This window comes from uncultured Marinobacter sp. (genome assembly GCF_947488835.1).
GTDB lineage: Bacteria > Pseudomonadota > Gammaproteobacteria > Pseudomonadales > Oleiphilaceae > Marinobacter.
In genome coordinates this window covers 71917-92362 of the sequence record NZ_CANLBK010000004.1, presented here as the reverse complement: position 1 = coordinate 92362, position 20446 = coordinate 71917, and the positions used below count along the sequence as shown (strand labels likewise).

Here is a 20446-nt window from a genome sequence, read left to right as displayed (position 1 = left end):
AGCAATGAATGACAACAGCCAAACCCTCTCCTGCGTCATGATTCCCGTGAGCGGGCGGCAACTTTTACTGCCCAACGTATCCATTGCCGAAGTGGTGGACTACGCCAGCAGTGAGGCCGGCGTCGGGGCACCTGACTGGCTTGCTGGCCGCCTGGAATGGCGAGGCCTTAACCTGCCTGTTATTTCCTACGATGCAGCCAATGGCGGAACCTTGTCCGTACCTGGTGAAAATCGGGGCCGAATTGTGGTGCTCAATAGCATCACCGACAACAACAAAAAGCTGCGTTTCTTGGCACTGATTACTCAGGGCATTCCAAGCCAGGTTCGCATTACCGAAGAGCAGATCAAGAAAATGGAGGCAGAAAACGGGCCTGCTGATCTTATGCTCGTTGACGTTGACGGCGAAACGGCCTGGATTCCTAACCTGGATTACCTTGAATCTCTCGCCAGCGATTCCCTGGTATAAGCCTTCTCGATTCTTACCCTTGGCAGTCGGGCTCCTGCGGATGTTATAATGTTACAAATTCTGCAGGATTCCGATCATGTCCGCGCGCGCGCTACCTTACCGCCCTCACAACCACGATGACTGTGTCAGCCAGGCTTTGGCTGAAGCCAGAGCCATCTGCCAAGAGCAGCATGCTCGCCTGACACCCACCCGTGAGCGAGTTCTTGAGCTTATCTGGGAATCCCACAGACCACTCGGCGCATACGACGTACTGGCGAAGTTGGCATCAGAAGGCCACAGTGCTGCGCCTCCGACGGTCTACCGGGCACTCGACTTCCTGCAACAGTACGGGCTGGTGCACCGTATAGCCTCCCTGAATGCCTTTATCGGCTGTGCCCATGCTGGCGAGCATCACACAGGGATGTTTCTCATCTGCCGCTCTTGCGGCAATGCTCTGGAGTTAACAGACACAACTGTCTCCAAAGCCATACACGAAGCGGCCGGCGCCGAAGCATTCGTTACCGAATCCATAACTCTTGAAATAGCAGGCCTGTGCCCCAGCTGTCAGGGAGAGCAACCTAATGGATGAACCGCTGGTTGCCATCGAAAACCTTACGGTCCGGTTTGATGACCGCCCGGTTGTTGATCGGGTCAGCCTGGTGCTGCACCGGGGCGATATCATTACCATCATTGGCCCAAACGGCGCCGGCAAAACCACCCTGATCAAGGCGGTTCTGGGCATACAGGCCGCTACAAGCGGCCGTATCCTGCGCGCAAAGGGCGTGGTGATCGGGTATGTCCCCCAACATCTAAGCCTTGAATCAACGCTTCCCCTGAGCGTAGAGCGCTTCATGTTGCTCAGCGGCCAACCTCTTGCAGCCTGCGTCGCTGCGCTGGATCGAACCGGTGTCAGCCATCTGCTGAAGGCATCTGTCCACCATTTGTCAGGAGGAGAGCAGCAGCGCCTTTTGCTGGCCCGGGCACTGGTACGGAAACCGGATCTCCTGGTGCTTGATGAACCTGCACAAGGTGTCGATATCAACGGCCAGGCGGCGCTTTATGATTTAATTCGTCAACTTAGAGATGAACTCAACTGCGGCGTCATCATGATTTCTCACGATTTGCATTTGGTTATGGCCGCAACCGACAAGGTGATCTGCCTGAACCAGCACGTATGTTGTAGCGGACACCCTGCCGACATTTCACACGATCCGGCGTTTATTGAAACCTTCGGCCGGCCGGTTGCGGAGTCTCTGGCGGTGTATCACCACAACCATAACCACAGCCACGATCTGAGCGGCAACGTGGTTGGCACAGACCATTCAGGTTCAGCCAACGAACATGGGGAGTGCGACCATGAGCATCATTGATACAGTGCTGAACGACTTCTTCTGGCGGGCCCTCATTGGTGGTTTGGGCGTTGCCCTGATTGCCGGGCCGCTGGGCTGTTTTGTGGTATGGCGGAGGATGGCCTATTTCGGCGACACTCTCGCGCATTCTGCGCTGCTGGGCATAGCGCTGAGCTTTCTGTTCAGTCTTCCACTGAACCTTGGCGTCCTTATCACCAGCGTTGTGCTCGCCATGGCGCTGTTGCTGTTTTCCCGCAACAAAACCCTGGCGACAGACACCTTGCTGGGCATTCTTGCCCATAGCGCCCTGGCCATTGGCCTGGTCGCGCTGAGCTTTATGCCGGATGTACGGATTGACCTGACCGGCCTTCTGTTCGGCGATCTGCTAGCCATGAACCGAAACGACCTGCTGTGGATTTATGGCGGCGCTGTTGTGATCCTGACGCTATTAGCCGTGCTTTGGCGCGGCTTGCTGATGAGCACCATTCACGAGGAGCTGGCGAGGGTGGAAGGGGTGCCGGTTGAGCGTCTTCGCCTGCTGCTGATGTTGATGTTTGCGCTGGTGATTGCCGTTGCCATGAAGATGGTGGGCGTATTGCTTATTACCGCTATGTTGATCATTCCCGCCGCCACCGCGCGCAGGCTGGCCAGCACCCCGGAACAGATGGCAGCGCTGGCGGTTGGATTCGGGTTTGTTGCGGTAGCGGGCGGCCTGAGTATGTCGTGGCACCTGGACACGCCCGCAGGCCCATCCGTGGTGGTAACGGCTTTTGCAACATTTCTGGTTGTTTACGGCGGCGCTGGCCGGCTCTCCGCAAGCCGTCCTGCCTGAGCAGCGGCTCGCTATGCATCACAAAGGCTGAATAACGTCCATCAAACGGCCGGTTTCCAGTAGCTCAAGGAACTCGTCTCCCAGGCGCTCGCTTTCGGCAATCGCTTTCTGCCATGAGCGCTCCCGGCCTCCGTCATTGCCCAGATAGGTTTCGAAATCCTTACGATCCGGGAGCTTGCGGTCCGGTAAGTGCCCCAGATAATCCTTCGACGGCGCTACCAGCAGCACATCCTGCAGCCGAGTCCCATCACCGCGACGCCATGGCAGGGTCTTGTCAAACCAGCCAGGCACAATTCGATCGGTGAAGTGCGGATACAAAACCACGCCCGGCTGTTCATAGGGCAGATCGAGATGATAATCCAAAAGCCCACCATCTCTGTATATACCCTGCGGAGCGCCTGGAATATTCCGGACACCGGACATCACCATGGGTATGGACGCAGAGGCTAATAATGCAGAGTGCAAGTTGTCGCGGCTCAAAGGCACTTCATGGCTTGAAAAATCCGCCAACGGCGACAATGGCGCCTTCAATCTGGCATCGTGAAGAATACCCCGCTCCATGAAACGCCCAAGGTGTCGTCGGCCAACGGCATTAGCACTTATGGCGCTCATCAACCCGAGGCTCAGGCGCGCTTTGGTGTCTGGTTCGAGCATGCCCAAGCTGCGAACCACCATTACATTCAGGCGATACCAGGGGTGTTCAAGAATATAATCCTCACGGCCGCCAATCAGTTCTTCAAGGAATTTAACACTTTGGCGCGTAACCTCAGCCGCACTGACCCCTTTTTCGAAGCGTTGGGCCGTGTAAAGCTCCGCCAGCCGGGTAAGTTGTGCCCGTGGGTTGTCCGAGGAGGCAATGGCAGCAAACCGCCAGCTGCCGATGGAGGAGCCTATCAGGGCGCGCTCCTGTTCAACCCGGGGCAGCCAATCCCCAAAGATGGCTTTATCCAGGCCGCTGAGCCCAAGGGCTTTGGGGCCGCCAGCCGCACCGGGGATAACGTGCACATCATCCGGCGTCAGGGGTTTTTCCTGCAACCGCTGCAGGGTTCGACGGCCTGCCCGGATAGTCAGTGCCGGGGCACGGGTATGGATGGCGGTCATGGCGGCGTTCCTGTCAGCGTTCAGCATGAATAATAATAGGTTCAGACGAGGTATGGATTTTAACGAAGTGGTCACTATGGGCCAACATAACAAAACTAATACTATCGATACTCAGATACTTCAGCTCCACTGGAGAATACCCATGCTAGACTTGAACACACGCCCGCTTTCAGCAGCTGGGCGATATTACAAAAACAGCCGGAGCTTGCTGTGAGCGCGTTTACCTCGACGGATTCCACCTCAACCAACCCGACCCTTGCGGTGCTTGGTTTCAAGCGGCAACTGGTCTATCACCTGCATTTTTGGGCTTTCATTGCAGTCGCGCCGCTTGTCGTCGTGCAGTGGCAGCATCACCACTTTCTGCTCTCCGGAATGCTGATTCTATTCTGTGGCAATGCGCTTGCTGTCATGGCCCTGTTGCGCTTTCGCTCCACCTACTTCCTGAAAGGCCGGTTGTTTCCTTTGCTTGCAGTGGTGTGCGCCGCCTATTCAACGGCCATTAACGGGCATGCCGGTTTGTACTGGGCATACCCTGCTGCTTCAGCGCTGTTTTTCCTGCTTCCAATCCGGGAAGCCATTGCCAGCAACACCATTTTTGTGACCGTCATGGCAGTGGTTTCTTTCATGAAGTTTCCCGAAGCAGATTTCTGGCGCATTACCTTCTCGCTGGGGCTTACCTGTCTGTTCTCCATGATTTTCGCCTGGCTGGTGGGCAAGTTACAAATGGAACTCACCCGGCTGGCAACCACCGACCCCCTTACCGGCTGCCTCAACCGATCACAGCTGGCTGACATCCTGAACGGCCAAATCCAGATGCGTGAACGCTACGGGCGAGTATCCAGCATGGTTCTTCTGGATCTGGATTACTTCAAACTGATCAACGATCAATGGGGCCACTTGGCGGGGGACAAAGTGCTGAAAGAAATGGCGTTGCGACTGCGTAAGCGCCTCAGGGAAAGCGACCAGATTTTCCGGATCGGTGGTGAAGAGTTCATGATCGTTCTGCCCGAAACCAATCAGCATGAGGGCAATCTTCTTGCCCATCAATTGCTCACGAGCATCAGCGCCCGGCCGTTTCTTGAAGATATCAAGGTAACGGCAAGCGCCAGCATTGCCGAGGTCAGTAAGGGTGAAACCTGGTCTGTCTGGCTGAACCGTGCCGACCAGGCGCTCTACGATGCCAAATCAAGAGGGCGCAACCAGGTCGTGAGTGCAACCAGCCTGGCAGCTGGCGACCAGAATACCAACGCCCCTCCAACTCCCGTTTCCGGCTAGCGGCTATTTTCAACCCGGTCACCGTCGCTTACGAAATTCTCTGTAAGCGCCAAATACTTCCCACGGGCTCTCGAAGTGGGGGTAATGTCCCACATTCTTGAGCTGCACTACATCGGCGACCGGAATCATCTCCTGATAACGCTGCGCCGTGGCCGCGCCCGATACAGGATCCGCAACACCTGAGATAAGACGCATGGGTTGTCTGGCGTTTTGCAGCGCAGAGACCCAGCGATGCCGATGGCACCGGCGTTCTTCCATAAAATGGATCAACTGGTGCAGAATCCCGCGGCCGTTGTTGTAGGTGATCAGATGCCAGAAATCATCCAGATCCTGCTGATCAGGGAGACATTTACTGCCAAACAACTTCATGAAGCTGCGCTCAAAACTACGTCGGGTCAGTGCCCGACTGATCAACCCTCCCAGCGGGCTACGCAACAGGTTCTGAATCAACAACGGGCTGTGCACTTCGGGGAATAATGCGCCGTTCAGGAAACACACGCTGGCAATCTCGAAAGGTAGCGCGCCTTCCTGCTCTCGGGCCAAAAGCTCCTGAGCAACACTGCAGCCATAATCGTGGGCCAGAAGATGAACCGATGTCAGGCCAAGGCCCTCCAGCATGCCCTGGATGAGATCTGATTGATCTTCAATGCTATAGGAATAATGTCGGGGTTTGTCGGAGAAGCCGAATCCCAGCAGGTCCGGTGCGAGCAAATGATTACCCTGAATCAGCATGGGCCATAGGCGATGCCAGTCCCAGCTTGCGGTAGGAAATCCGTGAATCAGTAACAACGGCTCCCCCTGTCCCGCCATACGGCTGAATATCGCATGACCTTCATAGGTAAACCACTTGCCACTCTGTTGCCACGCCTCTTGCGCAGTCACCTCACTACCTACGGGCATTCCCTTCCATGTACCCGATGTATGCTGATCCATGCGATGTCCCCGATGTATTCTTCACAGCCTGCGACTTTAGAATAAACCCGACCCCTCGGCCAGAACCACACCACTGTTGCCCGTAAACTACTATCAGCGTTTGGTCTTTTCCGTGCCCGGCGTCGTAAATCGTAGAGATACAGGGCAAATTCACTTAAGCTTTGTCCCTTGTATCTACCTCAGCATTTTCAAGAGAACCGGAAAAGACTATGACCAAACTCCTTGACGACCTCGCGGACCACTACCGCGCCATCATCAACGGGCTGGGTGAAGACACCAACCGTGAAGGTCTGCAGGACACCCCCATGCGTGCCGCCAAGGCCATGCAATTCCTTACCCGGGGCTACGAGCAAGATCTTGGCGATCTCGTCAACAATGCCGTCTTCGAATCCGCAATGGATGAGATGGTCGTGGTACAGGACATCGAACTCTACAGCATGTGCGAACATCATGTGCTGCCCTTTATTGGCAAGTGTCACATCGCCTATCTGCCACAGGGTCGTGTTCTCGGACTGTCCAAGTTTGCACGCATTGTGGATATGTATGCGCGTCGCCTGCAAATTCAGGAAAACCTGACCCGGCAAATTGCAGAAGCGGTAGAAAGTGTGACCAATGCCAAAGGCGTTGCTGTGGTTATCGAGGCGCAGCACATGTGCATGATGATGCGTGGCGTGGAAAAACAGAACTCGAAGATGAAGACATCCATGATGCTGGGCCAGTTCCGAAAATCCCAGGCAACGCGCACAGAATTCTTTAATCTGATCAGTGGCAATCGCTGATCACAAAGGTCGGATGGAGGCGGTATGACAGAGGTTTCCTGCAACCACCAGGCAAGAATACAGATCAAGAACTTACTGCTGCGGGCCTACATTGGCATCAAGGAAGAGGAAATCAACAACCAGCAGGATGTGATCATCAATGTATGCCTGACCTACGATGCGACGGAAGCAATCAGTCGCAACGAAATTGCAGCGGCACTCAATTATCGCACCATCACCAAGCAGATTATCGGCCACGTCAATGGCAATCGCTTCGCTTTGTTGGAGCGTCTGACTCACGAAGTGCTCAACATCGTTATGGAGAACTCTGCCGTGCAGTGGGCGCAGGTAGAAATCGATAAGCCCCACGCGCTACGCTATACAGAATCTGTGTCTGTCTGCCTTGAGGCGCACCGTTGATTCCATTCCGTTAATGCCACACAGGGGCTCGTTACCATGCCAAGCAATCAACCTGATCAGATGCGCGCCATCCTCGAAAGTGTCCGCACTATAGCCCTTGTTGGCGCCAGCGAGAAAACACATCGGCCTTCCCATGAAGTCATGGAGTTCATGCAGCAGCAAGGCTACCGGATGATTCCGGTCAACCCTCGCCTTGCCGGCCAGAAAGTACTGGGCGAGACGGTTTACGCTGATATAGCGTCGCTGCCCGAGCCGGTGGATATGGTGGAGCTGTTCCTGGCGCCGGAACGCACGGGGGCGGTAATTGACCAGGCTATTGAATTGAAGATCCCGGTAATCTGGCTGCAGATAGGGGTGATTAACGAGGCAGGTGCCGCCAGAGCCGAAGCCGCAGGGCTGACGTTTGTGATGGACAAATGCCCGAAGCAGGAAATCCCACGGCTGGGTATTCCGGCGGTCAGCTCCTGAATCCGAGCCTGTAGCAGCCGTGCATAAGCGGCTAATGATTTTCGGCCATCAGCCGTTAAACTTTCTGGCCGGTTTTCTGATCAACGGAGTAACTATTGGAACATTCACCTGTAAAAGGCAGGCTTTTTTTAAAGCGCATATTACACCCTGCCTTTCCAGTGGTTATCTTCCTTATTTTTCTCATTACTGCCTCAGGGCTTCGTTACGGCCTGATCCACCAGTACACCGAGCAAATCCAGGCAAACCTCGAGAATGAAGCCCAAAGCATGGCTCACAACCTCGAATGGGAGTTCAAGGCCCATGCCAGCGCTATCCAGAGAATGGCCATGCGCTTGGCCGCAGACCCAAATACGCCAGAAAGTGAGTGGCGCCGAGATGCCCGCAATTATCTCGATGACTTTCGCATCTATACCGTCATTGAATGGATAGACCGAGACTATTTTATTCGCTGGCTGGAACCATTTTCATTAAATGAGGCCGTTCTCGGCTTCAACGTAGCCTTTAATGAGCAACGACAGCAGGCTCTGGAGGCCGCCCGGACTTCGGGCCACTATGACATTTCTGATGTGTTGGAACTTCGCCAGGGCGGCAAAGGCATTGTTATTTACGCACCCGTAGGTACAGGTCCAGATAATAACGGATTTATCGCCGGGGTTTTCAGAATGGAAATACTGGCCCGTGAATTGTTGGCTACACGGGAGCAAGCTGCGTTCCGCATCGTGCTAAGCAGCAATGGCGGCCCTGTCTACACACAGGATTCGCATCAGAATGCTGACACATCCATGTCTTATACCCTACCAATCAACTTGCCAACACTAGACTGGCAACTAACCCTTGAGCCGTCTCAGGCCTGGATTGACAAGCAGCGCAGCCCATGGCCCCGGTGGACCTTTGTCGCGCTTCTTTTCATGGGGTTGGTGACCAGTATCGCTACGCTTCTGCTGCAGCTAATGCTGAAACGCAATCAGGATTTGCTGGCAACACGCAGGGAGCTGGATGTGGAAATTGCACAACGCAAAACCATGCAGCAAGACCTGATGCGGTTGGAGTCTACCGATGTTCTCACCGGCTTGGCGAACCGCCGCTTCTTTATGGAAGATCTGGCCCATGCGCTAACACTTGCCGATCGCCAGATGCGACAAGTAGCGCTTGTTATGCTGGATCTCGACCGTTTTCAGATGCTGAATGACTCTCTGGGCCACCAGTTTGGCGATGAGCTATTGGCTCAGGTTGCCAAGCGCCTGAACCAACTCAGTGATGAGCGTGTTTCTGCGGCCTACTCTGGTGGTGACGAGTTCATGATCTGCCAACAGTATGTGGAAGACATTGACGACGTTATTCACCTGCTGGGGCTTATCAAGCAGTGTTTTGAAGCGCCTTTCGACGTTCAGAATGAAGTTCACAGCATTACCGCAACCCTGGGTGTCGCCGTGTACCCGCAGAGTGGCACGGATGCAGATACCCTGTTGCGCAATGCTGATATCGCTCTATACCGAGCCAAGGACCAGGGGCGTAATACCTATCAGTTTTACACGGAGGGTATGCAGGAGCGCGAGGTGATGCGTCTGGAGCTGGAAAAGGATCTCAGTCAGGCTCTGGCCAACAACGAATTTGTGCTGCACTACCAACCACAGTTAAATCTGAACAACGGCGAGATCACCAGCGTTGAGGCACTGATTCGCTGGGAGCATCCCCGGCGTGGGCTTCTGGCCCCGGGTGAATTTATTCCTCTGGCGGAGGAGAGTGGCCGAATTACGGATATCGGCAACTGGGTAGTGATGGCGGCTTGCCGGCAGTTGGCGGCCTGGAAAGGCACCCGCTTTGAGCACCTCAGGGTTGCCGTGAATCTGTCCGGGCGTGAGCTGGATAACGAGCATCTGGTAGATCATATACGTGATGCCTTGAAAGCAGAGGGTATTCCACCTGAGCGGCTGGAGGTGGAACTTACGGAAGAAATTTTCATCCAGAATATTGAACGCAACCGGGATCAGCTGTCCCGCCTGCACGATCTTGGCGTACATCTGGCGATTGATGATTTCGGCGTGGGTTACTCTTCTTTGGCGTATTTGAGGGATTTCCCGGTTGATCTTCTGAAAATCGATCGTTCGTTCATTACGGAGGTGACCGAGCGCCATGATGATGCTGTAATCACTCGGGCTGTGATCAATCTTGCCCATAACCTTGGTTTACGGGTAGTAGCCGAGGGCGTGGAGACCCAGGCACAGTTGGATCTTCTCAGGGGCCAGGGTTGTAATATGGCTCAGGGGTATTTAATCAGTCGCCCGGTTCCAGCTGCGGAACTGGAGCAGGCGTTGGTCGGTGGCACGCTAGACAAGTTTGCGGCGACTGAGCGGGGGGTTGAAATTTGAATTGTGCAGGTAGGATTTTATGACCACGGGGTATCTGACACCGGAACAGGATTCGAAGCTTCGGCGCTGGGAGCGCTGGAATCGAAATTATTTCATTTTCGCGTTTTTGGCGTTGGTGATTGTGCTGGTGTTCAGCAGTCAGCTTGGGCTTTCCAGTGGTGATGAGTGGGGGCCTTTAGGGCTTTTGCTTGTGGCGTTGATTACTCCCATTGTGATTTTGCAGTTGCGTCTGGCTTGCCCGGCGTGTGGCGTGAAGATTGGCTGGCAGGCCAAGTTGATGGCGCCTGATCAATGTAAAAGCTGCGGTACCTTCCTTCGGGCGAAAAGCCCCTCTTCCTGAAAAGCTTTGACCTATGAGTAGGTCACAGGTTTTATTGTAGTATCAAATTAAAGCCCCGGGCGATTTAGCTTGGGCTATATCCGCTTTGGTGTGGGTGGCCCTTCCGAAAACCGCTGTAAATACGTCCCTGTACGCTTGCTCTCCGCCATCCATGGCTCCGAGCATTTTCGGAAGGGCCACCCACACCAAAGCTCGTTCAAACTTGGCGGGTACTGCCGATTATGAAAGTTAAAGAGCTTGCTACCGCTGCCGGGGTTAATCCGGACACTGTTCGATTCTATACACGCGAGGGGCTGCTTAAACCCACGCGGAACCCGGATAACAATTACCAGCATTACGATGCCGAGGATCTTCGGCGGCTGCGTTTTGCCCGTAAGGCACGGCAGTTGGGGTTTTCGTTGGTCGAGGTTCGGCAGATTCTCGACCAAGCGGATGACCATCACTCGCCCTGCCCTATGGTTCGCGATGTGTTTCAGCAGCGGCTGGCCGATGTGGAGCGTGAGATTGGAGAATTGCAGCAGCTGCGCAAACGGATGAAATCAGCGCTGGGCGCCTGGGAGGATATGCCAGACGGCACACCGGATGGCCGAACTATCTGCCGCTTGATTGAACATTGGGATGACAAGGCTCCCGCAAAGCATGTTGAGGAGTAGATCGTTATGAGTGAAGCACCTGAGCTAAAAGCCACACTGAGCATTTCTGGCGCCACCTGTCAGGGCTATGTGAAGAAGATTCGCAATGCCCTGGAACCGTTGATCGGTGATGCGAATCTGGTTGAGGTTAATCTGGAGGATCAAACGGTCGCCTTGCCGGAAGGATTTGATACTACGGAGGTTGCCAGAATTGTGTCGGAGGCCGGTTTCCCGGCAGAAGTAGTGGGCGCAGCTGAAAAGCCCGCCAGCTGTTGCGCGTCCAAAGCAAAGAAAGACGACTCAGAGCCTGATACAAATTCAGGCAAACAGGCCAAAGCGCCGGAGAATAAACCGGAGAAGCCGGCAACGCCTGCGCAAGGTGACGACCAGATGCTGCTGGCGATAACCGGCGCTACCTGTGCTTCCTGTGTGAATACCATTGAGAAGGCGCTGAAGTCGGTGCCGGGCGTTACCCACGCCCACATGAATCTTGCGGACAATACCGCCACGGCAACGGGCGTGTCAGACGCGCAGGCTTTGATCAATGCGATAGAGAGTTACGGATACGGCGCCAGTGTGATTGAAGATGCCGATGCCGCGGATGATCAGAAGCAGAAAGAAGATAAGAAACAGTACAAAACCCTGCTGTTAAAGATGGCGATCAGCCTGGGGCTGGGTGTGGCCTTGATGGTCTATGGCATGGTGTTTGGTTCCATGACCATATCCGAAGCAAACCAGGGCGTGTGGTTTGGGCTCGGTGTGCTAACCCTGCTGGTTATGGCCGGCACAGGCGGGCATTTTTTCAACGGGGCGTGGAAGGCTTTCCGGCACCACAACGCCAATATGGATACCTTGATTGCGCTGGGCACAGGGACCGCTTGGTTGTATTCCATCACGGTGGTGAGTATTCCCGAGGCTTTGCCGGAGATGGCGCGGCATGTGTATTTTGAAGCCTCGGCCATGATTATCGGTTTGATCAATCTGGGGCAGGCACTGGAGCTTCGGGCCAAGGGTAAAACCTCTGAAGCGGTTCGTCGGCTGCTGGATTTACGGGCGAAAACGGCACGGGTGATTCGTGATGGGCATGAACAGGATATTCCGGTAGAGGATGTACGCAAAGGCGATCACATTCGGGTTCGCCCGGGCGAGAACCTCCCGGTAGACGGGCTTGTGGTGGAAGGCAGCACCCGTGTAGATGAAAGCATGCTCACTGGCGAACCCATGCCGGTTACCAAAGCAGAGGGTGACGAGGTGTCTGCCGGTACTATGAACACTCATGGTGCGATTGTGTATGAGGCTACGCGGGTAGGCAGCGAAACGGCCTTGGCGCAGATTATTCATCTGGTTAAAAAGGCCCAGGGCTCGAAGCCCGCCATTGGGCGGCTGGCGGACAAAATATCCTCGGTGTTTGTGCCCAGTGTGATGCTCATTGCGGTGGCCGCGGCACTGGTTTGGTACAACGTTGGGCCAGAGCCTGCTGTAGTGCATATGATCATCGCGGCAACCACCGTTCTGATCATTGCCTGCCCTTGCGCGCTAGGCTTGGCCACACCTATGTCGGTGATGGTCGGTGTTGGCAAGGCGGCGGAATACGGCGCCCTGATTCGTCAGGGGGATGCCCTGCAAACCGCCGGCAAGCTGGACCTGGTGATTCTGGATAAAACCGGCACCATCACCGAAGGCCATCCGGCGGTGACCAGCGTGCATGCGGTGAATGGCGATGAACAAGCGCTGCTGGCACTGGCTGCAGGGTTGGAGCAGCATTCCGAGCATCCGCTTGCAGAAGCTATTGTAAATAAAGCAAAAGAGCAGAACGCACAGCCTCTGAACGTCACCGGCTTCGAGGCCCTGAACGGCAAGGGCGTAGCGGGCGAATTTGAGGGTGAGCCGATTCGGCTCGGCAACCGCCGCTGGCTGGAGTCCGAAGGCCTGTCGCTGACGGATCTCGCCAAGGTTGAAGATTCTATTACCGAGCAGGCAGGCACGCCGCTATTCCTTGCCCGGGGCAAAGAACTGCTGGGGGTCATGGGGGTGGCGGATGCCATCAAACCGGATTCCGAAGCAGCCATTCAGCGCCTGCACGATGCCGGCATACGAGTCATGATGGTTACCGGCGATATCGATGCCACCGCCAAGGCCATTTCCGCAAAAACCGGCATTGATGAATACCGCGCGGAAGTTCTGCCCGAAGACAAAGCCGACATAGTCAACGAAATGCGCGCGAAGGGTTACACGGTTGCCATGGTGGGCGATGGCATTAACGACGCACCCGCGCTTGCCGCATCGGATGTTGGCTTCGCCATAGGCACAGGCACCGATGTGGCCATCGAAAGCGCCGCCATCACCCTGATGCGGGGTTCCTTGCACGGGGTGCCGGATGCCATTGAAATCTCCCGGGCCACGGTGAAGAACATTCACCAGAACCTTTTCGGGGCCTTCGTTTACAACACCTTGGGCATTCCGGTAGCTGCAGGCCTGCTGTACCCGATTTGGGGCATATTGATGAGCCCGATTCTTGCGGGTGCCGCCATGTCGCTGTCTTCGGTTACCGTAGTGACCAACGCCAACCGGTTGCGCCTGTTTAAAACCAGTAGCAAACCGGCTCAAGCGCCAAGCGAAAAATCAAAAGAGGAGCGGAACTGATGGAAACTATATTGGTCAATGCCGGTGGGCTTGTTCTGATGGTCGCCATCGTCTGGTGGTTCTGGCTTTCATCATCCAGCAACGACGCACCTGCACAAGATCACAGCCATCACTGAACACCACATTAAAGAGAGAAACACCATGAAAAAGCAGATTCTGGGAATGGCCCTGACCGCCACACTTGGCTTCAGCGCACCTGTAGTAGCCGCCGGCGCCGCACAGAGCATTCACGTATACAAATCACCCACCTGCGGCTGCTGCACCGCCTGGGTTGACCACATGGAAAGCAATGGCTTTGACGTGGAAACCACAGATACCCACGACATGAACCGCGTCAAATTCGAAGCCGGAATCAGCCGCAATCTGGCCAGTTGCCACACGGCTTTTGTGGGTGACTATGTAATCGAAGGCCATGTGCCCGCCGCTGATATCCACAAGCTGATCGCAGACGCTCCGAAAGCCAGAGGCCTGGCCGTTCCCGGCATGCCTGCCGGTTCACCGGGTATGGAAATGGGCGACCGCAAAGACCATTATCAGGTGCTGATGTTTAACGATAAGGGTCAGACCAAGGTGTTTGCCGAGCACAACTAGCCTTCTGCCGGGCGCTGTCGCAACGCAACGCCCCCAAAGCGCCTGGTAAACCGTATCGGTGTAGTGCAGGCACCGATACGGACCTGCTGCCGGTTCCGGTGATTTGCTTACGTCTGGCCCTGCAATAATTCCTATAATCTTACCCACCAGTGCACTATCATTATTTCCGATCCCCCTTGTACGGAGACGGAATTGCTTGCGCCTTAAAACCCGGTTCCTCAGCATCGCTGCCGGCCTTATCATTATTGCTGCATGCGCCTCCTGGTTAGCCTACCGGGAACTCTCCGCTGATCTGATTGAGCGCTGGGGCCGACAGGTGGCCGAAATACAGGTGCGCTATGACAGCGCCCGCCTGCTGCAGTCCCTGGAGCGCGAAATTGGCCTCGCCCGGCAAATGGCAAACTCCACCGCACTGGTCAACTGGGCAGCAGAACCTCAGAACAAGGCTCTGGAAGCTGATGCCATCCGCGAAATGGAGAGCTTTCGCGACAACTTCCGGGACAACAGCTATTTTGTCGCTCTTCGGGAAAGCGGCCGCTACTACTTCAACAACGAACAAAATGACTACGCCGGCAAGCAGTTCCGCTATGTCCTGAACCCCGAAGAGCCCAATGATGCGTGGTTTTACCAGCTGATCGAAGAAGGGCGAAATTTCCATCTGAACGTCAATCCCGACGCCGAACTGGGTGTTACCAAACTCTGGATTGATGTGCTGATGCGCAGCCCTGACGATCGGATTGTGGGCATGGTTGGCACCGGCATGAATCTCGATACGTTTCTGCAGGATATTGTTGATATCAATCAGGAAGGCATCACCACCCTGTTTGTTGACTACAACGGCGCTATACAGCTATACCGGGATCGTAACTACATTGATTTTGCCAGCGTTATAAAACCCGAAGGCCAGAAAAACACCGTCGACCTGCTGTTTGACGCCCCCGAGGACAAACAGAAAATTCTTGGCATGCTTCAGTTACTCAAGAAGAACTCGGACAAAGCGGGTCATGTCGAAAGTGGGTTTGTCACCGTAGAGGGTCGCCAACACCTCGCCGGCGTGGCTTTTTTACCTGCAATTGGTTGGTTCGAAATCACCCTGTTGGATCTGAACACACTATTACCCAAAAGCTATTTATGGCCTCTGGTGGCAGTATTCATCGCCAGCCTTCTGATTACGCTGATTGTCTTCCACCTTATTCTCCAGTCGCGCATCGTAAAGCCCATCGTGGGGCTCGAAAAGGCGGTGGAAAAAGTTCGCAGCGGCAGCTTTACCCTCCCCCGGCTGGACAAACCCGACAACGAAATTGGCCGTCTCGTGGACCACTTCGAAAAAATGACCGAAAGCTTGCGGGACTCCACCAGGGAACTGGAGAACAAAGTTGCCCAACGTACTGACGAACTGAATCAACTCGCCCGAATTGATCCCCTCACAGGACTGAAAAACCGCCGGGGAATAGACGAAGCTCTGGATGATGAAATTCAGCGGTCAGCCCGCTCGGGCAACAGCTTTGGTCTGATATGGCTCGACATAGATCACTTCAAAGCCATAAATGATCAGCTTGGCCATCAGGCAGGTGACGAAATCCTATGCCGCGTTGCCCTGTGGCTGAAAGCCAGCCTTCGCCCCTACGACCACCCGGGGCGCTGGGGCGGTGACGAGTTCGTCATCCTGCTTTCTCCCTGCGATCCGCCAACTCTGGAACACATCGCTAAACGCATTCGCGAAAGTGTCGAGGTTGAGAGCCGTAAGACCGGTACACCCGTCACTATCAGCGTGGGCGGGTATTTCTCCAAACCCGGGGACAACATCAGCAAGGTTCTGCGAAATGCAGACCAGGCTCTGTACCGGGCCAAGAAAGAAGGACGCAACCGCGTTTGCATCAACACCAGGGAAGATACGGAAATTAACCCAGCGTAACGGGTCTGACTCGCATCGCCATAACCGTTATACTCCGCCCCATCATTCATTTTTTTAGCCAGGTTAACCCATGCTCAACGCCGACGCTCTCAGCCAGTTGCGCCAGCTAAAGTCTGACATTGAGGAAAGCAAAGTTGTTTTCCCCGGAACCGTTAAAGCCACCAACGGCCGCTTTGGATTCGTCGCACTGGATGAAGGGCGGGATGTATTCCTGCCACCGGAAGAAATGCAAAAAGTGCTCCCGGGTGACCGGGTGAATGTCACCGAACAGGAAGTGGAAAAGGGTAAAACCCAGGGTGTCATCGACGAGCTTATCGAAAGCCGGCTAAGCACCTTTGTCGGGCGTTATCTGGTGAAGGGCAAAGGGCATTTTGTAGTGCCGGAAACCCCGGGCATTAATCGCTGGATTTTTATTCCGCCAAAAGAGCGCATGAACGCGCAGCCTGATGATTACCTGTATTGCTGCATGCACAAACACCCGATCAAAGATGGCAAGGGGCAGGCAAAGGTTCTGCGAGTCATTGGCAAAGCCGGCGAGCCGGGCATTGAACGCGCCCTGACCCTGGCCACCTTTGATCTTACAGACACCTGGCCGGCCCCGGTTGTAGAACAGGCGGAAAGCTTGAGCGAGGCGTCCATTGAAGCCCTCGGCGAAGGCCGGGAAGACCGCACAGGCCGGGACTATGTAACCATCGACAGCCCCGCCACCCAGGACATGGACGATGCGCTTCTGGCCGAACCCAACGCTACTGGCTGGGCCTTATCCATAGCCATTGCCGACCCGGCTGCGGTTATTGACCAAACGAGTGCGGCCGAGCTCGAAGCCTGCAAACGCGCAACCGCCATTTATTTCCCTGGCGACCCTCTGCCCATGCTTCCAGACACCATCAGCACCCGACTGTGCTCGCTGATGCCAGACGTGAAGCGACTGGCCCTGGTGTGCGATCTGCAGGTCAATAACGACGGCAGCCTGGGCGATTACAGCTTCCACCAGGCCGTCATCAGCTCCAAAGGTAAGCTCAGTTACGATCTGGTCTCCAATCTGATTGAAGGCCGCGAAGACGAAGATATCAAAGCCTTGCCGGATTCCGTTTGCAACAGCCTGGATCAACTCCATCAAGCCGCCACCGCATTGCGCAAATGGCGCAGTGAACATGCTTTGCTAAGCGGTGATCGCCCGGAATTCCGGTTAAGGCTGGATGAAAACCGGCGCATTCGCAGCATCGAGCCTTCGGTACAGAACGAAGCGCACCGTCTGGTTGAGGAATGCATGGTAGCGGCTAATCGCTGTGCTGCGGATTTCCTGTCCAGGCAGGCGTCGGGCCTGTTTATCCAGCACCCGGGCCTGAGGGATGACCGCGCCGACAACGTGCGGGCACTGATTGAGGGCTACGCGCCACACCTGGCGGGTATAGATGCCACCACGCCGGAAGGGTTCAAAACGCTGATGAAAGAGACGTCACAGCTGGAAGCCGAAGTGCCGGTAAAAACCATTCTCTCGCGCCAGCTGGCCCGGGCAGAGATGTCATTCACTGCAGCACCACACCAGGGCATGGGGCTAAACGCCTACACCACCTTTACCTCTCCACTGCGCAAGTATTCTGACCTGTATGTTCACAGGATGATTAAAGCGGCGCTTTGGGACACCCCAATGAAAGCCTTGGGCAGTGACGAGCTGCTAATGCTTCAGACCGCTCAGTTCAAAGCACGGCAGGCCGCCAACAGCCTGGAAACCTGGCTCAAGAGCGATTTTGCCAAAACTCTGGGCGAAGAACCTCTGGATGGTGTGATCAGCCGAACCATTCCTGCGGGCTTTTTCGTGCGCTTGGAATCCAACGGGCTGGAAGGGTTTGTAAGCTGCCGGGACCTTAACGGCAAGTACAGCTTTGACCCGGTCACAATGCGCCTGATTCACAACAAGAACGGACGCATATTTCAACTGGACCAAGTTGTTAAAGTCAGTTTTTCCGGAGTGGAAGAAGAGCGCCGGCAGATTAACTTCAAGCTGGTAGACGTAGTCGAAGAGGTCGCCACCAATGCCAGGGCGAGTGCGCCGGAGAGCGCAAAGGAAAGCTCGAGCGACGCCAGCAAAAGCTGACGTCGCTCGTATATGCCAGGCAGTGATTACGGTGTGAGCATTTCTTCCAGGCGGGCATCCTTGGCCTGCCACTGCTCGCCCAGCCAGTTCTTCACATTGCGCCGGTGCTCTGCATCGGTCGCATAATCCCGACCTTTCAGGTGTTCGGGAATCGTCACGGTATGAATTTCCATTTTCACTTCCTTCACCCGGCCGCAAATAAAGTCCCAGAATGACGGAGCCCCACCCGGGTAGGCAATGGTGACATCCACCAACGTTTGTATTGAATCGCCCATGGTGTCCAGCACGAACGCAGCACCGCCCGCTTTGGGCGTGAGCAAATGCTTGTACCGGGATTTTTGCTTCGCGTGCTTTGCCGGGGTAAACCGCGTGCCCTCTACAAAGTTCATCACACTCACCGGCGTATAGCGAAACTTCTCACAGGCACGGCGGGTGGCTTTAAGATCTTCTCCGCGCTTCTCCGGGTGCTTGATCAGATACTCACGGGTGTATCGCTTCATGAACGGGAAATCCAGGCCCCACCAGGCAAGCCCGATAACCGGCACCCAAATTAGCTGCTGCTTCAGAAAGAACTTCAAAAAAGGTGCGCGGCGGTTGAACACTCGCTGCATGGCAAAGATATCCACCCAGCTTTGATGATTACTCAGGACCAGATACCAGCTTTCACGACGCAGGTTTTCCGCGCCAGTTACGTGCCATTTCGTACCGTGGGTCAGCTTCATCCAGCCAGTGTTACAGGCCACCCAGGACTCTGAAATCCAGATAATGATCTTGGTACAAAGTACCCGAAAGCCCTTGTGTGGAATAATGAGCTTCAGCAGGGCAGGAATATAGAGCAACACACACCAGAAGAGTGTGTTAATTGCCAACAAAATAGAGTTGAGCACACCAATAACGGGAGCAGGTAGGAAACTGAGCATACGGTTCCTGTTGTGATTATTTAGCCAGTGGTGGGCAATCATACCAATCAGCACCGGCTATGGGCAGTGGCTGATTGTGACCGCCCTGCCAACCAAAAGTGACAGCATTGCCATGGCGCTGCCAAGTGTTTGGCATTAGCCTCACATCTTTTAACACGGATTTTCTTGATGCCCAATATTATCAACACCGCGACTGCAAAAGTTGCCGGGCTGGCACGGCAAACATCACGTTATGCGGGCAATGCCTTTGACCGCGTTTTCCGCGCTGCTAGCCTGGTGCAAGCCGGGCAAACACCTTTTGAAACTCTTCATACCGATGGCCTGGTCAGCTTGCGCTATTACGCGCCACTGAAAGAAGGCTTCATTGATCTGGATGGAATAACCATTCCCGTTGAGCCAAACCGGCATAAAACACCGGTGGTGATTGTTCCGCCGCTTGCCGTAAATATGTTGATCTATGACCTTTTCCCCCAGCGCAGCCTCGTGAGATTTCTGCGGGCGAAGGGCTTTGAGGTGTATCTCATAGACTGGGGCATACCGACGCGGGCACACAGTCATTACAACTTGCATACTTATGTGGCTGAACTGCTACCCGCCTCCCTGGACAGGGTTCGCCAGCACAGTGGTGAGCAGGAACTATCGCTGCACGGATGGAGCATGGGTGGCATGTTCACCCTTTTCTATTCAGCCCTCAGCAAAGACCAGCATATCCGCAATGCCATTGTTCTGGGCTCACCTATCGACAGCCACGCATCGGGCGTTTTGGGACTGTTGAACCAGCGGCTGGCGGATATTGCCGGAGCCGTTCACAAGCGCACCGGCTTTCAACTTCACAACCTCAAACCCCACTGGTTTCACAGCCCGGGCTGGGCAAACACCATCGGCTTCAAACTAACCAACCCGATCGGCAGCATTATGGGTTACTGGGAGCTGGTTATCCGACTGGGGGATCGGGAATTTGTCAGCAGCCATGCCACTACCTCCGCCTTCCTCGATCGCATGGTGGCCTACCCCGGCGGCATCGTTCAGGACGCGATGGTGCGCCTCTGGATCGGCAACGAATTATCCTGCGGTAAGGTGCAAATTGGTGATGATCATGCACAGCTGATCAACGTAACCGCCAACCTGTTTGCCATTGCCGGTAGCGAAGACACCATGGTAACGCCCGAGGCTGCTATGAGCTTGATGGACCATGTCAGTTCCGTGGACAAAACCTTCCGCGTAACTCCGGGCGGGCACATGGGCATTCTGGCCGGAAGCAAAGCGCCCCGGGAAAGCTGGCTGGAAATCGCAGAGTGGTTGGCCCAGCGTTCAGATTGATAGCCTGCCCGGTTCCGGGATCGGCGGTTGTGGATTA

Annotated in this window: 19 protein-coding genes; 16 read left to right on the top strand and 3 right to left on the bottom strand. The window is 55.1% G+C overall.

Features of this window, described 5'->3' with window-relative positions:
* The first annotated feature begins 4 nt into the window (after positions 1 to 4).
* The 4 genes from Q0824_RS14080 to znuB all read left to right on the top strand — a co-directional run bounded on the left by Q0824_RS14080 (position 5) and on the right by znuB (position 2626).
* Positions 5 to 466: a chemotaxis protein CheW gene (locus Q0824_RS14080; RefSeq protein ID WP_298451952.1), complete on the top strand. Its 462-nt coding sequence runs from the start codon at positions 5 to 7 to the stop codon at positions 464 to 466.
* A gap of 76 nt (positions 467 to 542) precedes the next feature.
* On the top strand, positions 543 to 1034 hold the full coding sequence (locus tag Q0824_RS14075) for a Fur family transcriptional regulator (protein WP_298451949.1): 492 nt from the start codon (positions 543 to 545) through the stop codon (positions 1032 to 1034).
* Positions 1027 to 1815, top strand: coding sequence for a zinc ABC transporter ATP-binding protein ZnuC (znuC, locus tag Q0824_RS14070; RefSeq protein ID WP_298451946.1), 789 nt, complete (start codon positions 1027 to 1029; stop codon positions 1813 to 1815). Before Q0824_RS14075 ends, znuC begins: the two co-directional genes overlap by 8 nt.
* Positions 1802 to 2626 (top strand): zinc ABC transporter permease subunit ZnuB, encoded by an 825-nt coding sequence (znuB, locus tag Q0824_RS14065; protein ID WP_298451943.1) that lies wholly within the window; start codon positions 1802 to 1804, stop codon positions 2624 to 2626. Before znuC ends, znuB begins: the two co-directional genes overlap by 14 nt.
* Before the next feature lie 18 nt (positions 2627 to 2644).
* Here the strand turns inward: znuB and Q0824_RS14060 are convergent, their stop codons facing one another.
* Positions 2645 to 3727: a patatin-like phospholipase family protein gene (locus tag Q0824_RS14060; RefSeq protein ID WP_298451940.1), complete on the bottom strand. Its 1083-nt coding sequence runs from the start codon at positions 3725 to 3727 to the stop codon at positions 2645 to 2647.
* A gap of 210 nt (positions 3728 to 3937) precedes the next feature.
* Here Q0824_RS14060 and Q0824_RS14055 point away from each other — a divergent pair, with 210 nt between their 5' ends.
* Positions 3938 to 5002, top strand: coding sequence for a GGDEF domain-containing protein (locus tag Q0824_RS14055; protein ID WP_298451938.1), 1065 nt, complete (start codon positions 3938 to 3940; stop codon positions 5000 to 5002).
* Positions 5003 to 5020: 18 nt separating this feature from the next.
* On the opposite strand, the gene Q0824_RS14050 is transcribed toward Q0824_RS14055, so the two are convergent.
* Positions 5021 to 5902: an alpha/beta hydrolase gene (locus tag Q0824_RS14050; protein WP_298452635.1), complete on the bottom strand. Its 882-nt coding sequence runs from the start codon at positions 5900 to 5902 to the stop codon at positions 5021 to 5023.
* A gap of 242 nt (positions 5903 to 6144) precedes the next feature.
* On the opposite strand from Q0824_RS14050, the gene folE reads away from it, so the two are divergent.
* From folE to Q0824_RS14000, 10 genes are all read left to right on the top strand, one after another.
* Positions 6145 to 6714: a GTP cyclohydrolase I FolE gene (gene folE, locus Q0824_RS14045; RefSeq protein ID WP_298451935.1), complete on the top strand. Its 570-nt coding sequence runs from the start codon at positions 6145 to 6147 to the stop codon at positions 6712 to 6714.
* A gap of 24 nt (positions 6715 to 6738) precedes the next feature.
* Positions 6739 to 7113, top strand: a complete 375-nt coding sequence (gene folX, locus Q0824_RS14040) for a dihydroneopterin triphosphate 2'-epimerase (RefSeq protein ID WP_298451932.1) — start codon at positions 6739 to 6741, stop codon at positions 7111 to 7113.
* A gap of 36 nt (positions 7114 to 7149) precedes the next feature.
* Positions 7150 to 7581 (top strand): CoA-binding protein, encoded by a 432-nt coding sequence (locus tag Q0824_RS14035; protein WP_298451930.1) that lies wholly within the window; start codon positions 7150 to 7152, stop codon positions 7579 to 7581.
* Between the two features lie 95 nt (positions 7582 to 7676).
* The gene (locus tag Q0824_RS14030) at positions 7677 to 9950 is read left to right on the top strand and encodes an EAL domain-containing protein (protein ID WP_298451927.1); all 2274 of its coding nucleotides are present in this window, start codon (positions 7677 to 7679) and stop codon (positions 9948 to 9950) included.
* Between the two features lie 19 nt (positions 9951 to 9969).
* Positions 9970 to 10290 (top strand): hypothetical protein, encoded by a 321-nt coding sequence (locus tag Q0824_RS14025; protein ID WP_298451923.1) that lies wholly within the window; start codon positions 9970 to 9972, stop codon positions 10288 to 10290.
* A 221-nt stretch (positions 10291 to 10511) separates the two neighbouring features.
* The gene (locus tag Q0824_RS14020; RefSeq protein ID WP_298451920.1) at positions 10512 to 10943 is read left to right on the top strand and encodes a MerR family transcriptional regulator; all 432 of its coding nucleotides are present in this window, start codon (positions 10512 to 10514) and stop codon (positions 10941 to 10943) included.
* A 6-nt stretch (positions 10944 to 10949) separates the two neighbouring features.
* Positions 10950 to 13565, top strand: a complete 2616-nt coding sequence (locus tag Q0824_RS14015; protein WP_298451918.1) for a heavy metal translocating P-type ATPase — start codon at positions 10950 to 10952, stop codon at positions 13563 to 13565.
* 141 nt (positions 13566 to 13706) lie between these two features.
* Positions 13707 to 14156: a DUF411 domain-containing protein gene (locus Q0824_RS14010; protein ID WP_298451915.1), complete on the top strand. Its 450-nt coding sequence runs from the start codon at positions 13707 to 13709 to the stop codon at positions 14154 to 14156.
* 196 nt (positions 14157 to 14352) lie between these two features.
* Complete coding sequence (locus Q0824_RS14005; protein WP_298451912.1) at positions 14353 to 16071, top strand: diguanylate cyclase; 1719 nt, start codon at positions 14353 to 14355, stop codon at positions 16069 to 16071.
* Between the two features lie 70 nt (positions 16072 to 16141).
* A complete protein-coding gene (locus Q0824_RS14000) occupies positions 16142 to 18169 on the top strand; it encodes a VacB/RNase II family 3'-5' exoribonuclease (RefSeq protein ID WP_298451909.1) in 2028 nt (675 codons plus the stop codon).
* Between the two features lie 26 nt (positions 18170 to 18195).
* Here Q0824_RS14000 and Q0824_RS13995 read toward each other — a convergent pair whose 3' ends face one another.
* Complete coding sequence (locus Q0824_RS13995; RefSeq protein WP_298451906.1) at positions 18196 to 19089, bottom strand: acyltransferase; 894 nt, start codon at positions 19087 to 19089, stop codon at positions 18196 to 18198.
* A 168-nt stretch (positions 19090 to 19257) separates the two neighbouring features.
* On the opposite strand from Q0824_RS13995, the gene Q0824_RS13990 reads away from it, so the two are divergent.
* Complete coding sequence (locus Q0824_RS13990) at positions 19258 to 20409, top strand: alpha/beta fold hydrolase (protein ID WP_298451903.1); 1152 nt, start codon at positions 19258 to 19260, stop codon at positions 20407 to 20409.
* The last annotated feature ends 37 nt before the right edge of the window (positions 20410 to 20446 follow it).

Excerpts from the sequence above, each read along its gene's own strand:
- folX (WP_298451932.1), top strand. The coding sequence starts at position 6,739 with ATGACAGAGGTTTCCTGCAACCACCAGGCAAGAATACAGATCAAGAAC.
- Q0824_RS14015 (WP_298451918.1), top strand. The coding sequence starts at position 10,950 with ATGAGTGAAGCACCTGAGCTAAAAGCCACACTGAGCATTTCTGGCGCC.
- znuB (WP_298451943.1), top strand. The coding sequence starts at position 1,802 with ATGAGCATCATTGATACAGTGCTGAACGACTTCTTCTGGCGGGCCCTC.
- Q0824_RS14075 (WP_298451949.1), top strand. The coding sequence starts at position 543 with ATGTCCGCGCGCGCGCTACCTTACCGCCCTCACAACCACGATGACTGT.
- Q0824_RS14060 (WP_298451940.1), bottom strand. The coding sequence starts at position 3,727 with ATGACCGCCATCCATACCCGTGCCCCGGCACTGACTATCCGGGCAGGC.
- Q0824_RS14020 (WP_298451920.1), top strand. The coding sequence starts at position 10,512 with ATGAAAGTTAAAGAGCTTGCTACCGCTGCCGGGGTTAATCCGGACACT.
- Q0824_RS14025 (WP_298451923.1), top strand. The coding sequence starts at position 9,970 with ATGACCACGGGGTATCTGACACCGGAACAGGATTCGAAGCTTCGGCGC.
- Q0824_RS14050 (WP_298452635.1), bottom strand. The coding sequence starts at position 5,902 with ATGCCCGTAGGTAGTGAGGTGACTGCGCAAGAGGCGTGGCAACAGAGT.
- Q0824_RS13995 (WP_298451906.1), bottom strand. The coding sequence starts at position 19,089 with ATGCTCAGTTTCCTACCTGCTCCCGTTATTGGTGTGCTCAACTCTATT.
- znuC (WP_298451946.1), top strand. The coding sequence starts at position 1,027 with ATGGATGAACCGCTGGTTGCCATCGAAAACCTTACGGTCCGGTTTGAT.
- Q0824_RS14080 (WP_298451952.1), top strand. The coding sequence starts at position 5 with ATGAATGACAACAGCCAAACCCTCTCCTGCGTCATGATTCCCGTGAGC.
- Q0824_RS14000 (WP_298451909.1), top strand. The coding sequence starts at position 16,142 with ATGCTCAACGCCGACGCTCTCAGCCAGTTGCGCCAGCTAAAGTCTGAC.
- Q0824_RS14010 (WP_298451915.1), top strand. The coding sequence starts at position 13,707 with ATGAAAAAGCAGATTCTGGGAATGGCCCTGACCGCCACACTTGGCTTC.
- folE (WP_298451935.1), top strand. The coding sequence starts at position 6,145 with ATGACCAAACTCCTTGACGACCTCGCGGACCACTACCGCGCCATCATC.
- Q0824_RS13990 (WP_298451903.1), top strand. The coding sequence starts at position 19,258 with ATGCCCAATATTATCAACACCGCGACTGCAAAAGTTGCCGGGCTGGCA.
- Q0824_RS14035 (WP_298451930.1), top strand. The coding sequence starts at position 7,150 with ATGCCAAGCAATCAACCTGATCAGATGCGCGCCATCCTCGAAAGTGTC.